Annotated in this window: 16 protein-coding genes and 1 tRNA gene; 8 read left to right on the forward strand and 9 right to left on the reverse strand. The window is 67.6% G+C overall.

Annotated elements, in window-relative coordinates:
• Window positions 1-113: 113 nt before the first annotated feature.
• The 6 genes from BLR04_RS14075 to BLR04_RS14090 all read left to right on the forward strand — a co-directional run bounded on the left by BLR04_RS14075 (window position 114) and on the right by BLR04_RS14090 (window position 3,735).
• Complete coding sequence (locus BLR04_RS14075) at window positions 114-404, forward strand: hypothetical protein (RefSeq protein WP_090763961.1); 291 nt, start codon at window positions 114-116, stop codon at window positions 402-404.
• Window positions 405-416: 12 nt separating this feature from the next.
• Complete coding sequence (locus BLR04_RS40615; protein WP_176903076.1) at window positions 417-578, forward strand: hypothetical protein; 162 nt, start codon at window positions 417-419, stop codon at window positions 576-578.
• Window positions 579-580: 2 nt separating this feature from the next.
• On the forward strand, window positions 581-733 hold the full coding sequence (locus BLR04_RS41295; RefSeq protein ID WP_218128901.1) for a hypothetical protein: 153 nt from the start codon (window positions 581-583) through the stop codon (window positions 731-733).
• A 94-nt stretch (window positions 734-827) separates the two neighbouring features.
• Window positions 828-2,186: a replication initiator gene (locus BLR04_RS14080; RefSeq protein WP_245740243.1), complete on the forward strand. Its 1,359-nt coding sequence runs from the start codon at window positions 828-830 to the stop codon at window positions 2,184-2,186.
• A complete protein-coding gene (locus BLR04_RS14085) occupies window positions 2,183-2,374 on the forward strand; it encodes a helix-turn-helix transcriptional regulator (protein ID WP_090763967.1) in 192 nt (63 codons plus the stop codon). The genes BLR04_RS14080 and BLR04_RS14085 overlap by 4 nt, the downstream gene beginning before the upstream one ends.
• Window positions 2,371-3,735, forward strand: a complete 1,365-nt coding sequence (locus BLR04_RS14090; protein ID WP_090763971.1) for a tyrosine-type recombinase/integrase — start codon at window positions 2,371-2,373, stop codon at window positions 3,733-3,735. The genes BLR04_RS14085 and BLR04_RS14090 overlap by 4 nt, the downstream gene beginning before the upstream one ends.
• 891 nt (window positions 3,736-4,626) lie before the next feature.
• Here the strand turns inward: BLR04_RS14090 and BLR04_RS14095 are convergent.
• From BLR04_RS14095 to BLR04_RS14115, 6 genes are all read right to left on the reverse strand, one after another.
• Window positions 4,627-4,953, reverse strand: a complete 327-nt coding sequence (locus tag BLR04_RS14095) for a hypothetical protein (protein WP_090763974.1) — start codon at window positions 4,951-4,953, stop codon at window positions 4,627-4,629.
• Window positions 4,946-6,451 (reverse strand): ADP-ribosyltransferase, encoded by a 1,506-nt coding sequence (locus tag BLR04_RS14100; protein ID WP_218128903.1) that lies wholly within the window; start codon window positions 6,449-6,451, stop codon window positions 4,946-4,948. Before BLR04_RS14100 ends, BLR04_RS14095 begins: the two co-directional genes overlap by 8 nt.
• Window positions 6,452-6,496: 45 nt before the next feature.
• Window positions 6,497-6,736: a hypothetical protein gene (locus BLR04_RS14105; RefSeq protein WP_090763980.1), complete on the reverse strand. Its 240-nt coding sequence runs from the start codon at window positions 6,734-6,736 to the stop codon at window positions 6,497-6,499.
• 321 nt (window positions 6,737-7,057) lie between these two features.
• A tRNA-OTHER gene (locus BLR04_RS40620) sits at window positions 7,058-7,114 on the reverse strand.
• 20 nt (window positions 7,115-7,134) lie between these two features.
• The gene (locus BLR04_RS14110) at window positions 7,135-8,235 is read right to left on the reverse strand and encodes a Gfo/Idh/MocA family protein (protein WP_090763983.1); all 1,101 of its coding nucleotides are present in this window, start codon (window positions 8,233-8,235) and stop codon (window positions 7,135-7,137) included.
• 231 nt (window positions 8,236-8,466) lie between these two features.
• The gene (locus tag BLR04_RS14115; protein WP_245740244.1) at window positions 8,467-9,372 is read right to left on the reverse strand and encodes an alcohol dehydrogenase catalytic domain-containing protein; all 906 of its coding nucleotides are present in this window, start codon (window positions 9,370-9,372) and stop codon (window positions 8,467-8,469) included.
• A 340-nt stretch (window positions 9,373-9,712) separates the two neighbouring features.
• Here BLR04_RS14115 and BLR04_RS14120 point away from each other — a divergent pair, with 340 nt between their 5' ends.
• Window positions 9,713-9,895: a hypothetical protein gene (locus BLR04_RS14120; RefSeq protein WP_090763989.1), complete on the forward strand. Its 183-nt coding sequence runs from the start codon at window positions 9,713-9,715 to the stop codon at window positions 9,893-9,895.
• 43 nt (window positions 9,896-9,938) lie between these two features.
• On the opposite strand, the gene BLR04_RS14125 is transcribed toward BLR04_RS14120, so the two are convergent.
• Window positions 9,939-10,502 carry a TetR/AcrR family transcriptional regulator gene (locus tag BLR04_RS14125; protein ID WP_245740245.1) on the reverse strand — a complete coding sequence of 188 codons (564 nt, stop codon included), beginning with the start codon at window positions 10,500-10,502 and terminating at the stop codon, window positions 9,939-9,941.
• A gap of 4 nt (window positions 10,503-10,506) precedes the next feature.
• On the reverse strand, window positions 10,507-11,334 hold the full coding sequence (locus BLR04_RS14130) for a sulfotransferase domain-containing protein (protein ID WP_218128905.1): 828 nt from the start codon (window positions 11,332-11,334) through the stop codon (window positions 10,507-10,509).
• Between the two features lie 262 nt (window positions 11,335-11,596).
• Between BLR04_RS14130 and BLR04_RS14135 the strand changes: the two genes are divergently transcribed.
• Entirely contained in the window at window positions 11,597-12,310 is a 714-nt protein-coding gene (locus BLR04_RS14135) for a TetR/AcrR family transcriptional regulator (protein ID WP_090763994.1), read from the forward strand.
• Window positions 12,311-13,027: 717 nt separating this feature from the next.
• Here BLR04_RS14135 and BLR04_RS14140 read toward each other — a convergent pair.
• On the reverse strand, window positions 13,028-13,777 hold the full coding sequence (locus BLR04_RS14140; protein WP_090763997.1) for an SDR family oxidoreductase: 750 nt from the start codon (window positions 13,775-13,777) through the stop codon (window positions 13,028-13,030).
• Between the last annotated feature and the right edge of the window lie 70 nt (window positions 13,778-13,847).

Raw genomic sequence — 13,847 nt, forward strand, 5'->3', positions numbered from 1 at the left:
CCCGCACGGAACTCTGGATCGAACCTGCGTCTGGTCTCTCCCACGACCCAACCTTCTCCTTAGGTCAGGTCTCCACGCTAGAAGGGGAAGTCCACATCGCCGGACTCATCGCCATGGCCGGATTCCTGAAGGCGCGCCCTGAGGTACCGGTCTCGCTGGCACCTGTCATCGTCCGTGCCTTCCCCTCCAACGGCCCCGACCACGAGATGTGCGCCGAGGTCGACAAGGTCGCCGCTCTGTTGGGGACCGAGATCGACCCCGACCATCTGCCCCACGGCCACTACATGACCGCCATCGACTTCGGGCCCGTCCGCTACGAGTTCACCGCCATCCTCGCCGCCGCTCGTGCCCGGCACGCCGCCGTAGACAGCTACCGCGACTGCATCAAGATCGACAACGCCTAGGAGATAACCGCCATGCGCATCCGACTCGAAGGCAACCGCGCCGAACTCACCCTCGGCATGATCCACCTGCGCCAGATCTTCACCGTCACGTCCATGTCGCGGGCCTTCCCTGACAGGAGCCGACCGCGGAACTACCGCCTCTACGTCACGATCACACCGCGCAAGAGCCACTGACCATGACGCCCGAAGAGGCCGGCTGGCCTCACATCCTCACCGAGATCCCGCTCACTCGCTGCCGCTGCTGCAACTGCAACGGCGCCGGAATCGACGCAGACGGCGACACCTGCCGGGACTGCAACGGCACCGGCATCGACAACCACGGCGCATAGCCGAGATCCCCTCACCTGGCCACACAACCGCCAAGTTCCGCGCCAGGTGAGGGGCCATCCCACTCCAGATACATCCGGATAGGACGGATCCATCTTGCCCCACCCACACGCCATAGCCGGGATCATCTCCCGACTCCATGACCCGAACTACGACCGCTGGGCCAGCCAGATCAAGCGCACCGGCGGCTGCCGCCAGCCCATCCACCTACGCGGCAAGGTCGAACATTACGACGCCGCCAACGGACAACTGCTGCACCGCTACTGCACCAACCACGAGCCCAACGGCGTTCTGCGCATGGCCTGCAAGACTCGGCGCGCCTCTCGTTGCCCGGCCTGCGCAGAGGTCTACCGCGCCGACACGTACCAGCTCGTCCGCGCCGGCCTCGTCGGTGGCAAGGGCGTGCCCGAGACGGTCAGCGCGCATCCGTGCCTGTTCGTCACCCTGACCGCACCGTCCTTCGGCGCCGTCCACGTAAGGCGGGAGAAGAACGGTCGGGTTCTGCCGTGCCACGCCCGTCGCGATGCCGAGACCTGCCCACACGGGCAGGTGATGTCCTGCACGGAACGGCACACCGCCGACGATCCCCGGCTGGGGGAACCGCTGTGCGCGGACTGCTACGACTACGAGGGCTCGGTGCTGTTCAACGCCATCAGCCCTGAACTGTGGCGCCGCTTCACCCTCGCCCTGCGTCGACGCTTCGCCAGGCTCAACGGCCTGACGGTGAAGGCCCTGCGCGAACACGTCACCATCGCCTTCGCCAAGGTCGCCGAGTACCAGCGCCGCGGCGTCGTGCACTTCCATGCCGTCATTCGCCTCGATGGGCCTGACGGCCCGTCCTCGCCGCCGCCGGCTTGGGCAACTGCTGACCTCCTGGACCAGGCCGTCCAGCATGCCGCGGCTGTCGTGACTGCGGAGGTCAAACCGCTGAGCCGCACGTTCCGCTGGGGCACACAGCTCGATGCTCGGCGCATCACCATGGACGGCGACCTGACTGACCAGGCCGTTGCCGCCTACATCGCCAAGTACGCCACCAAGGCCGCCGAATGCGTCGGCACCCTCGATCGGCGCATCCAACCGCTCGACAACCTCGACGCTCTACCCGTTCGCGAACACGCCCGCCAGTTGATCGCCGCCTGCATGCGCATGGGCGGCGATCCCGGCCTGGCCGATCTGCGGCTCATCCAATGGGCTCACATGCTCGGCTTCCGAGGCCACTTCTCCACCAAGAGCCGCCGCTACTCCACCACCCTCGGTGCCCTCCGTGCCGCCCGCGAAGAGCACATGCGCACCGAGGAGATCACCACGGGACGGCTGCCGCTCTTCGACGAGGACACCGTCCTCGTCATCGCCCACTGGCAGTACGCCGGGCAGGGCCTCTCGATCGGAGAGCAAGTTCTAGCGGCGGCGATCACCGGCACTCGGCTTCTGTACCCGGGTGGTGGTGCCCGATGACCAGGCGCGACGAGTTGCTGACCGTGCCACAGGTTCTCGCCGAGTTGGGCGGGATCTCTCGACGCACCTTCTACCGCTGGCGCGAACTCGGTCGTGCGCCGATCTGCGTGCAGCTACCGAATCTCGAACTCCGCGTCTGGCGGAGTGACCTCATGACCTGGCTCGACTCGCGGCGGGAGGCGGCATGAACACCACCTACGACGTGAAGCTCAGCGGAATCCAGCACCGCACGGATCGGGAGACTCCCGTGTTCGTCGCTCGCTGGCGGATCGCGGGCAAGCAGAAGTCCAAGAGCTTTCGAACCAAGGGCCTCGCCAACGCCTTCATGTCGGACCTGCGCCAGGCCGCGAAGGCGGGGGAGGAGTTCGACATCGCCAGCGGGCTGCCAGTGTCGATGTTCGCTCGCAAGTCCATCGGTCCTTCGTTCTTCGAGTTCGCTCAGGCGTATGTGTTGGGGCGTTGGAACGCCTCAGCGGCCCGAACCCGCGAGACAGACGCGTACGCGCTGCTGACACTGATTCCTGCCTTGGTCGCCGCTGAGCCGCGTCGTCCGGCTGCGGAGGAATTGCGGGAAGTGCTTCGGATTCACGCGCTGCTTCCCGTGAAACGACGGTCCGCACTGACAGCGACGCAAACTGCGGCCTTGAGCTGGCTGGAAAGGGCGTCCCTACCGCTGTCGGCGCTGGGGGAGGCGCACGTCCTCCGTACGGCTCTCGACGCCATCTCGGTCACCTTCGCCGGCACACCCGCGGGAGCGAATACGGTACGTCGCAAGCGGGCCCTACTCCATCACCTGCTGGAGCACGCAGTAGAGCAGAAGCTCTTCGGCAGCAACCCGCTGGACGAGATCAAATGGACGGTGCCTAAGGCCGTCACGGTGATCGATCCCCGCACAGTGGTCAACCCCGCTCAGGCACGTCAACTCCTGGATGCCGTGCCCAATGTGGGCCGCAAGCGCGGCGCCCGGCTCAAAGCGCTGTTCGCCTGCATCTACTACGCCGCTCTCAGGCCAGAGGAGGCGGCCGACCTGCGGCTGAGAAACTGCAAGCTGCCTGAGACGGGCTGGGGCCTGATCGTCCTGGAGAAGGCCCGACCACAGGCCACGAAGCGCTGGACCAACTCGGGGGAGACCCACGAGTCACGTAGTCTGAAGCACCGCGCGGACAAGGAGACCCGAGAGATCCCTATCCCGCCCGTCCTGGTCGTCATGCTCCGCGAGCACATCGCCGAGTACGGAACCGCGAAGGACGGCAGGATCTTCGCCACGGGCACCGGCGGCACCTACTCCAGTTCTGCACACTCCTACGTTTGGCAGGAAGCTCGTAGGCTCGCCCTCACGCCGGAACAGGCCGCTTCGTCGCTGGCCGCCAGGCCGTACGACCTGCGCCACGCTGCAGTCTCGCTCTGGCTGAACGCCGGAGTCCCGGCACCCGAGGTCGCGAAGCGCGCCGGTCATAGCGTTGATGTGCTCCTGCGGGTCTACGCCAAGTGCATCGACGGCCAGCAAGAGCAGATCAACAGCAAGATCCACGATGCCCTGGGCACATAGTTCAGCCCTTATCTACCTTTGGCCCCGGTCCGATCGGGGCCATTTCGCTTTCGCTGCTCACCATGCCGCGTCGCTCCGGCCCAATGCTGAGGGGCTGCGCCACCCTGACATGCACGTGCAGCGCGAAGGGGGAGTCATGCACACTGTCGACGAGCACCCGGCTTCATCCTCCGGAGAGGGTCGCCCGCTGCGGCGTCCGCCGTACGGCATGCCGTTTCGGCCACGGCGTTCCTCCGTCCAGGAGTCGGACCCTCTTGGCTGGCGAACGTACTCCACTCCAACCCCGCCGGAGCGACCACCCTGGCGGCGTTGGGGGCGTCTCGTGAGGCCGGCACTCATCGCAGGGTTCATGACCTGTGCAGGCTTCGGACTCTGGGCGCACGTCTTGGGCCCTGATAGCGCCCCTCCGAGAGAGGAGACCGTGTCACTGCCTCAGCCGATCATCGGCGCCCGCCCAGCCGAGGCTCTCTCGTCGCCGCCGTCCACGCCCAGGGCCACGCCTGATGCAAATCGCAAGAAGCGAGAGACGAAGCGAGTCCCGCGCGGGAACCGTAATCGATCGCCGGTCTCAGACGTGCCGCGCCAGCATCGACAGCACATTCCGGTAACTCCGCGCAGAAAGGCTGTGAGCCCTTCTGAACGCGCGGAGGGCCAGAAGCGAAGGGGCGAGAGGTCGAGCTAGGAAAGGATTCTCCTCGTTGGAGATTAGGCGGTGCGACGAATTGTTCCCGCCGGTCGATCACAAATCTCATGTCCGGAACGAGGCTTGCCATTTGATTGTGGGTGGCTTGTAGCGTTGGCCTGCGGCTTCGAGTGTCCCTTGCGGGATGAACACGTCCTGAGTGCCGGCCTTAGCCTCCCTGCGTTGGGCTCGACGGGTTCCGCAGTGGATTACGGCGCAACGCGCAATTCGAAGTCCGGTGCGTACAGGGCAGGGTTGAGGAGTTCACTTGCGGGGATTCCCGCCTTGTAAGCTCTGGCGAGGATCCGATCCATGCTTCCGCCGACATATCCCATGTCCGGCTCAGGGTCGTCGATAAGCGTGAACCCCGCCGCTTGGCGGCCGTCGGTCCATATTTCTCCGATCAATCGTCCGTGCCGGTCGTACACGGGTGCCTCCCGTACCGGGCCAGTGGCCTTGTAGTCGTAGGAGTCGTTCTTGGAGACGGTGATGGGGGTGACGTAGTCATAGAAACGAGGGTTCGGGGTTTCAGTCAACGTAAGGTCCTTTCCATCCGAGGTCGGCGTCCATCGAGGGTGGGGCGTCCCAGTCGGGTGGCTTGCTCCAGCCCTCCGGTAGAACGTCCGCCTCCATGTACCATTGGCCGTTCTTACGGTACACACCACGCACGATGTACGACGTGCCGCGGCGCAGGAGGATCTCCCGTTCATCGATCAGATTGGTGATGGGATACATGTTGATCGCTTCGTGTCCTTTGGGGGCGCGTAACATTAGACGGACATCGCCATCAAAGCCCGCTCGCTGACCTACGCTAGTGCTCAAGTAGCCCGGTTCGGTGATGACGTGTCCTCGTAGTTGCTGCATTTCTCTGGGCGAGTTGATGTCGACTCCGACTGCCTCCAAGAAATGCTTGCCCACGCCTCTGTGCAGTACCACGTCTGACGGCAATTGAGACTTGGCGATGGCCTGGTCCATGGCAGCAATTTCGTCGGTCAGTTTGGGCGACCAGACCACGTTAGGATCGGTAGCTTTCGCACGAAGAGCGGCATTTATGTCCAAGTAGCCTGGGCCGCCGTAGTCCTGTAACGCGCGCAATTCGTCAGGGGTCAGATCCGGTAGCGGCATGTTGTCGCGCGCCCATGCGCGGCCTTCGGCGTTGGTGGTGTGCCGTAAGGCATCGTCCAGAGGATTCCCGCCTGCCGTCGGCGGATTGCTCGTCGCGGCTGGAGGCGGACCGCTCTCCTTACTTGTGTCCGGCGGATGCGTGGACATGTTCTGCTGGCTCGGTGGAGCGCCGTCACCATGGACATGCGGGCCGGGGGTTCGAGGGACGGTGGAGGGTGACGGCTTGCCGGGGACGACGGCTTTGGCTGCCTTGCCCAGGGCTCCAACGGCTCGGGTGGCGGCGGAAGCAACGCTGCTGGAGCCGGCAGTGGTAGTGGTCGCCACGATGTCCGGGATGAGGCGGCCGAACGCCCGATTGGGATTGGTCGCCCAGGTTTCCCAGTCCAGGGCTGCCTTGGCGAACTCGACGGGGTTCTCGACGGCCTGGGCCAGGGATCGTCCCAGGTCGATGACGTCGCGTTGCCAGCCCATGGAGTCCACGATGACCCGCGGGATGGAGAAGTCGATCGCCATCTTGCCCAGCCCGACGACGCTCTCGACAGCGCCCTTGACCTGTTCCGAGAGTCCGTCGCCAGAGTTAAGGTTCGGGTCGAGGCGGGCTTGGAGTTCCTGACCGGCGCGGTCCCAGAAGCCTCCTGTTGTAGGCAGTACCGCTCCGGGCGCGAACAGGGATTCATCGACGGAGATCGGTGGTTTGCCGACTCCGAAGAGCTCTGGATCGGCCAGTTGTACGCGTTCCAGAAGGATCAACCGCTTGTTGATCTCAGGGCCCTGGCTTCCCGCCCATGCCCCTGCCCGCAGGATCGTGTCGGCCGTCGTGGTCGGCAGCAATGCTCTGTGGAGTATGGCCCACAGCTCCTCACCGATGGCGTCCAGTGAGACTTCGGCCTGGTGCAGTGCGTCCTTCAAGCTGCGGACGCCCTCGGGGACCATGCCCTCAAGCTGACCCATGGCCTAGCCCGGGCTGTCCGCGGGCATGCGGGCCAACAGCCGTCGAAGCTCGTCCCCCGCTTCGGCGCACGCCCGGAGCAGGGCTTGGCGCTGAGCGGTCAGCTCGTCGGCGAAGCGCTGTGCGGCCGGGCCGGTCCAGATGTTCTGAGCCATGAGCCCAGTCGCGCGATCCAGGCCGTGTTTGGCTTGGTCGGTGAGTTCCTCGGTGCGGCGTAACGCCTGTTCTACTTGCTCCCGGGTCATGAATGACTCCTTCGGGTGCGTCGGTCACGGTCGGACCCAAGACGTGAAGCCATTGGACGTCACGCTACGTACCACAGCAACCGAATCGCCCGGATTGGTCTGGAGTGTCGAGTGGGACGACTTCAGTCGGTGACGGAAGCTCAAGGCCGAATGCTGAAAGGGACCTGGGGAAATGCTTGCAAGATCGTCCCCCGCATGTCCCCTGATCAAGGTCCTACGGCTGCATACGGGTGCTCTCGGTGACCTATCGGGGCCTGATAAGAAGAAGACCTGCGGCTGTGAAGCCGCAGGTCAGAGGCTGAAATGCCTGGTGGAGAGGAGTGCCCCCGGCAGGATTCGAACCTGCGGCACCCGCTTTAGGAGAGCGGTTCTCGGGGGTGCTGGTCGGGTCCCGGCCGTCAGTTGAGGGTTTGGGTGGTGCCGGTGCGGGAGGCTCGTTGGATGGTGTCGATGAGGTGGTGGCGCTGCAGGGCGTGGGTGAAGCCGGGGACGGTTTCCGTGCCCTCTCGCAGGTCCTGGGCGAAGCGGGCGTACAGGTGGGCGACGCCTTGCGCTGTGGAGGGCAGCTCGGGGGTGACCGGGAGGAAGAGCGCGTCGGGGACGGGGAGGTCGGTGACCGACTGGTCGTTGCCGCGGCCGCCCTGCAGTCGTAGGTCCAGGGCCTGGAGGTTGCCGTTGATGCCGGGGGCGGTCAGTACCAGGTCGCCTTCGGTGCCGTTGATCTCCCAGCGGAAGTTGTCGCCGCGGGAGAAACCGCCCCGGTAGAACAGCGACAAGGCCGCGCCGTTGCGGAAGGTGCCGGTGACCGACACCTGGTCGGCCACCGTCACCGGGACGGTGGCGCCGCTGTCGGCCACCATTACCTCCTTACGGCCGGTGACCAGGTTGGCCGACACGGTGGCGAGGTCTCCGAGGACGGTGTTCACCGCTTCGATGGCGTGCAGCGTCGAGGACGTCAACGGGGTCACGCCGAAGGCGGCGTCGTAGACGTACGCGTGCGCGGTGTCGGTCTGGGCGCCCCACGACAGGGCCGATCCCACCAGCGTGCTCCCGAGCACCCTGCCGACGTAGCCGTCGGCGACCAGGTCGCGGACATGGCGGATCACCGGGAGCGACCCGCCCTGCAGGCCGATCACCGTACGGACGCCCGCGGCCTCGGCCCGAGCGGCCAGGTCGGCCGCCTCCGCGGAGTCGACGCCGAGCGGCCACTCGCTGTAGACCATCTTGCCCGCGGCCAGGGCGTCGGAGATGAGCGCGTGGTGGTGGGGGACCTTGACCGACACCACCACCAGGTCCACCCCGGGAGCGGCGATCAGGTCCGCGGGGTTGTCGAAGGCGTCCGGGACCCCGAACTCCCGGGCGGCGAGGTCGGCCGACGCCCGCCGGGTGGTGCTGATCGCGCGTACGTCGTAGTCGGGAAGCGCGCGGAGCGCGGGGATGTGGCTGATCGCCGCCCAGCCTCCGACGCTCGCTCCGATGATGCCGACTCCGATGGTCATGACGCTCCTTGCTGAAGATTGTCCGAGGCTGATGGTGGGGCGGGGCTGATGGCTGGTGGCGGGTGAGGTGGGCGGGTGATGGCGGGTGAGATGGGCGAGCGGGAACGCACCTCGCTGGGGGCGTTCCCGCGTCGGCCGCAACAGCGTCCCCGCGTCAGTCACAGCAGGCCGCCGGAAGGTGCAGCAGGCCGCCGGAAGGTGCAGCAGGCCGTCAGAAGGTGCAGCAGGCCGTCAGAAGGTGAGGACGATGCGCCCGCGCACGCCACCGGCCTCGAGCCGCCGGTGTGCCTGCGCCGCCTCGGCCGCCGGGAGGGTCGCCGCGACGCGCGGCGTGATCACTCCTGCCTCGGCGTACTCGCGGATCTGGTGCAGCTTGTCCGTACGCCCCGCGTAGTCGGGGACGAACGGCGCCAGCAGCTTGACCCGGCCGCCGGTGTCGATGTCGTGTCCCCCGGGGATCTCGGAGGCCTCCCGGACGCGGACGAACTGCCCGCCGTCCCGGATCGCGTCGACCAGGGACTGGCCGACCAGCGCCGCGTCCGCGAGGGCGTTCACGCCGTCCGGGTACCGGGCCCGCAGGCGCTGGGCGACGCCGGAGCCCCTCGCCACGATGTCGGCCGCCCCCAGGCGGCGGACGAGGTCCTCGTCGGCGGGCGCGGCGTCGGCGACCACGGTGAGCCCCGCGTGCGTGCCCATCTCGACGAGGTACCCGCCGAGGGCCCCCGCGGCGCCGATCACGGCCAGTACGGAGCCGGGGGCGAGAGCGAGCTGGTCGAGGGCCAGCAGGGCGGTGAGTCCGTTCATCGGCAGCGTGGATGCCGCCACGTGGTCCATGCCCGCCGGTGCTGGGACGACCCAGCCCGCCGGCAGCACGATGTGCTCGGCGTACGCGCCCGCGGCCGTGCCGATGGGGATGACCATGGCCATCACCGCTTCGCCGAGCGACAGCTCCGTCTCCGTCCCGGGGCCGATCTCGTCGATGACGCCCGCGATGTCCATCCCGGGCACGTACGGACCTGGCACATCGGAGAGCACCCAGGAGTTTCCTCCGTTGCGCAGCAGCGTGTCCGCGGGGTTCACCGCGGCGGCACGCACCCGTACGCGGACCTCGCCGGGTCCGGCGTGTGGTTCCGGCACGTCGACGACCTGAAGGACCTCGGGTCCGCCGAATTCATACAAACCGATCGCTTGCAAAGTCCCAGCTCCTGCATGGTTCTTGATGTATACCAGGTCTGACTTTCGTACCATCGCATTGATGTGGCGACGAGGACAAGAAGGCACTTCGCGATGCCCTGGTACCAGCGGGAGAACCACCCGGGGCTCCGCCGCGCGGGCCACATGCGGACAGATCGGCCGCGCGGGTAAAGCTTCAGAACCATTCGCGCCAGGGACCAGTCCAAGCCCTTGACCTGCGAAACCTCAACGCCAACAGGCTGTGGGATCGCGCGGTCGGCCCGTCAACCGGAAAGGACTCCCCATGGACCTGATCATCACGCTCGTGGTCGTCGTCGTCGCGCTCTTCTACTTCTCCGGCAGGCGCCATCCCCTCATGAAGTGCCCGACGTGCAAGGGGTCCGGCGTGCTCTACTCGGGCGTGTTGTCCCACCGGTACCGGCCGTGTCCTCGGTGCGGCAGGAAAGGCGAGATCAACGCCTGGTGACCGTGCCGGCTCTCCGGGAGCCTCGGCGCCGGTCCACTCGTGCTCACGTCAGGCGCAGACCGGTGCCGAGGCCGCCCAGGAGCGTGTCGACGATGCGGGCGGCCAGCACGTCGGGGTCGGTGTCGCGCGACCGCGCCGACTCGCGGATCAGCGCGTAGTAGACGCCCTTGGCCCAGCCCGCGTCGACGTCCTCGCGCAGCACCCCCGCCTCCCGCGCCCGTGCGAGCAGCCGCTCGCAGCAGGCGTCGACGGCCGTACGCAGCTCCGAGATCTCCGGGCCGTCCGACAGCTCCCGGCCCGTCACGAGCCCCCAGTCGCGCCCGACCCGCAGCACGTTCGCCGCCACCTGGAAGAGCGCCACCAGCGGCGGGGTGGTGTCGGGACGCGCCTCCCGCACCGCCTCGGCGAACTGGCGGGTGGCCCAGACCGCCATCGCGTCGACCAGCGCCTCCCTGGAGGTGAAGCGGCGGTGCACGGTCGTGCGCGCCACCCCGGCCGCCTCGGCGATCTGCTCCATGCTGGCCGCCGGATCGCGGCTCAGCACGCGCTCGGCCGCCTCCAGGATCACCCCCATCGTCCGCTCGGTGTCGGACCGCACCCGGCTCACGAGCTCACCTCGGGAGGTCGCCCGGCCGGCGGTGCAGCCAGCGCAGCAGGTCGGCCGGGGCCAGCTCGTGTGCCCGCCTGTCGTAGCGGGCGAGTTCCTCCTCGGTGAGGACCTCGCTGCCCGTGCCGGACGCGCCCCGGCGGAAGAACGCCGTGACGTCCTTGAGCAGTCCCCCGGCGGTCGGTACGAGCCGGTCCGCCCGCGACTTCATGCTCCCGAACGTCGCCGCGTCGACCAGGGCCGGCCAGAGGTGCTCGGGGACGGTGATGTCGAGTGCGTCCGCGATCCGCCGCATCTCCCCGGCCAGGTCGGCGAGGAGGTCGTCGTAGTGCACGAGCAGGACGTTCGGGCGGCAGAGGTGCCTCTCCCATGCGTCCGTCAGGTGCCACATCGCGCCGGGCAGCGAGCTCAGGTCGTCGGAGTGCGGCACGTCCCGGTCGATCCACGCGATCAGCCAGTCGTGCAACGACGGTCGCGGTTCCGGCGCCGTGGCGGTCGCGGGCCGGCGCGTGAGCGCACGGAACCGCTCGCCGTCGAGGTTGTCGTACATGTGGTAGAGCGACACGGCCATGTCGAGCGGGTGCCGTCCCACCACGACGTAGGTGACGCGGGGATCCATCGGGACGCCGTCGAGCGGGGTGTGCGTCTTGATGAACCGCCGGTGGCGCTGGGCCGCGAGCCGCTCGTACACCTCGTCCTTCGGGGCGATCGTCTGCTCCAGCCAGGGTGACATCGCGGGCAGCGGCTCCGGCAGCTCCGGGCTCTGGAAGATCAGCAACGCGCAGATCATCTGCATCCACGTCGTGCCGCTCTTCGAGCGCGTGCTGATCACGACGTCGCCGTCCCGAAAGGGGAATCCCTCCCACCGACTGCTGTCGATGTGCGCGGATCTGTAAGTCGCCAGGGACGGCATGCTGGTCCTCTCCGTTCGGCGGCTGCAATATCGCCGATATCGCAGCCAAGGTAACAGCTGAACGGTATCAAGGGTACGGGAACGTAAGTTCCGACGTTACGTAGAGATGCGGTGGATCACACGTACGCGTTCCGCTGGTATCAATGAGCCGTATCGAAGTTAGATCTGAAGAGGTGGGGCGATGGCCAGGGCGACGGACACCCGTGAGCGGATGCTGCACGCCGCGGCCGAGATGCTCGCCCGCGGCGGCAGGGACGCCGTGTCGACGCGCGCGGTCAGCGCGGCCGCCGGTGTGACCGCCCCGACCCTGTACCGCCTGTTCGGCGACAAGGAAGGGCTCCTCGACGCGCTCGCCGACTACGGCTTCCAGCGCTACCTCGCCGAGAAGCGGACGCTGCTGACCGACGACCCTGTCGCCGACCTGCGCTCCACGTGGCACCTGCACGTGGAGTTCGGCCTGTCGAACCCGGCCGTCTACGGCCTCATGTTCGGCAGCACGCCCTCGCCCGAGGGCACCCGCGCAGGACAGGCGGCCCGCGACATGCTGCGGGAGATCATCTCCCGGGTGGCGGCGTCCGGACGGCTGTCCGTCCCGCCTGAGCAGGCGGAGCAGCTCTTCTACGCGACGGGCGTGGGTGTCACGCTGACGCTCATCGCGACCCCGCCCGGTCGTCGCGACCCGCGGTTCGCGACGACCGCGCTCGACCACCTGCTGCGGGTGACCACCACGGACGCCGAGCCCGCCGCCCCGGCCCCCGACGTCGCCCTCAGGGCGGCCGCCCTGCGTGAGGCGCTCCGGCACGACAAGAGGGACGACGAGATTCTCACGGGCAACGAGCGCGCGTTGCTCGCCGACTGGCTCGACCGCCTGGCCGCGGGGAGCCCGCGCGGCTGATGTGACGGATGAGGCCAAGACCGGACGGCCGGGCCTCCACCGCGGTCGTGCCGCCGCCTCACTCGCTTCTCGGCTCGGAAACCACTGCGGGCGCGGGCTTCGCGGTTCATTTTTCCCGTGTACGTGATCGCCGAAAAGGTGCACGTTTCGGTAGACCGACGGTAAAAGGCTGGGCGAAAACTCGCCTACCGGGCTATCCGGGGAAGATTTGTCAGAGGCGATCGGTTCCCATGTGTGTCGGATCCTTAAGAGAAAAGTGCCGAAGCGGAAAAACGGCACATGGACAACGGGAGAGACAATGACGATCAGGCAATACCTCGGACTCGCGGGCTTCTCGACCTTCGACCCGTACCCTCGTCCTCCGGGCCGCGGCAGCGGCGGGGAGACCGGACGGAGCGCACGCCGCCGCCGCAGGCGCCGTAACTGACGACAGCCCGTGGCCGTACCACGGCCGACCCGACCCCAGGGCCCCCGAGACGCTGAGGGTCGAAGAATAGCGAAGTGACGTGGCCAGGAGCGACGCCGTGTGAGAAAGCACACGCCGCGCCTGGCTTGCGCCATGTATGGGGCAGAAAACAATCCGCCCGGCGATCTGTGTGATGAGTCACGAAAAGAAAATCGCCATAATGTCAGCCGCATGGATATCCGGTTCACCGGAGACAGAACGCCGCGAGGCACCGGACCCACCGGCCCGATGCCTCGCTACAGGAAATACGCCTACCGGTCGTTCTGGGCGGCCCAGTCGCGGTAGTGGATCTCGGCCCTGGGCGCGTCCTCGTCCGGCACGAGCGACCGCTCCAGCAGCTCCTCCCCGAAGTACTGCGCGTGCGGGTCGGTCACCACCGGGCGTGGGTCCCCCCAGCCGGCCAGCGCCTGCCTGAAGAACTCGTCCATCCGGTACTGGTCGGGCCCGCCGATCTCGACGCGCCCGTTCAGCGGCGCGCCCACCGCGGCCCGGCCGACCGCCCGCGCGACGTCCTCGCCGGCCATCGGCTGGAAGAGCACCGGCGGCATCCGTACCGCGCCGTCCACGGTGGCCTGGTCGGCGATGGCCCTGGTGAACTCGAAGAACTGGGTGGCGTGCACCAGCGAGAACGGGATCGACGACTTCTCGATCAGCTGCTCCTGGGCGATCTTCGCGCGGAAGTACGCGTTGCCGGGAGGGCGTTCCGTGCCCACCACCGACAGCGCGACGTGGTGGCCGACGCCGGCCGCCGCCTCGGCGGCGAGCAGGTTGCCGGTGGAGGTCGTGAAGAACTCCATGACGGCCTTCTCCTCGAAGGAGGGGGAGTTCGACACGTCGATGACGACCGAAGCGCCTTCCAGCACCTCGCGCAGCCCCTCACCGGTGAGGGTGTTCACGCCGGTGTTCGGCGACGCGGCCACCGCCTCGTGACCGTGCTCTCCCAGCTTCTTCACCAGTTTCGACCCGATCAGCCCGGTCCCGCCGATCACTACGATCTTCATGTCGTGCCTCTCTGTCGCAGGGGGCACTCGGTCGCCCCCGTCCGTCAGTTAGACCGGACAGCTCCGCGGC

Origin of the sequence: Nonomuraea maritima, from assembly GCF_900100395.1 — a bacterium.
In the GTDB taxonomy this organism is placed as follows: domain Bacteria; phylum Actinomycetota; class Actinomycetes; order Streptosporangiales; family Streptosporangiaceae; genus Nonomuraea; species Nonomuraea maritima.

Bases quoted from the DNA above. Each gene is read 5' to 3' on its own strand.
- BLR04_RS14075 (WP_090763961.1), top strand. From the start codon at position 114: ATGGCCGGATTCCTGAAGGCGCGCCCTGAGGTACCGGTCTCGCTGGCA.
- BLR04_RS40615 (WP_176903076.1), top strand. From the start codon at position 417: ATGCGCATCCGACTCGAAGGCAACCGCGCCGAACTCACCCTCGGCATG.
- BLR04_RS41295 (WP_218128901.1), top strand. From the start codon at position 581: ATGACGCCCGAAGAGGCCGGCTGGCCTCACATCCTCACCGAGATCCCG.
- BLR04_RS14085 (WP_090763967.1), top strand. From the start codon at position 2,183: ATGACCAGGCGCGACGAGTTGCTGACCGTGCCACAGGTTCTCGCCGAG.
- BLR04_RS14090 (WP_090763971.1), top strand. From the start codon at position 2,371: ATGAACACCACCTACGACGTGAAGCTCAGCGGAATCCAGCACCGCACG.
- BLR04_RS14105 (WP_090763980.1), bottom strand. From the start codon at position 6,736: ATGACCCGGGAGCAAGTAGAACAGGCGTTACGCCGCACCGAGGAACTC.
- BLR04_RS14110 (WP_090763983.1), bottom strand. From the start codon at position 8,235: ATGACCATCGGAGTCGGCATCATCGGAGCGAGCGTCGGAGGCTGGGCG.
- BLR04_RS14120 (WP_090763989.1), top strand. From the start codon at position 9,713: ATGGACCTGATCATCACGCTCGTGGTCGTCGTCGTCGCGCTCTTCTAC.
- BLR04_RS14135 (WP_090763994.1), top strand. From the start codon at position 11,597: ATGGCCAGGGCGACGGACACCCGTGAGCGGATGCTGCACGCCGCGGCC.
- BLR04_RS14140 (WP_090763997.1), bottom strand. From the start codon at position 13,777: ATGAAGATCGTAGTGATCGGCGGGACCGGGCTGATCGGGTCGAAACTG.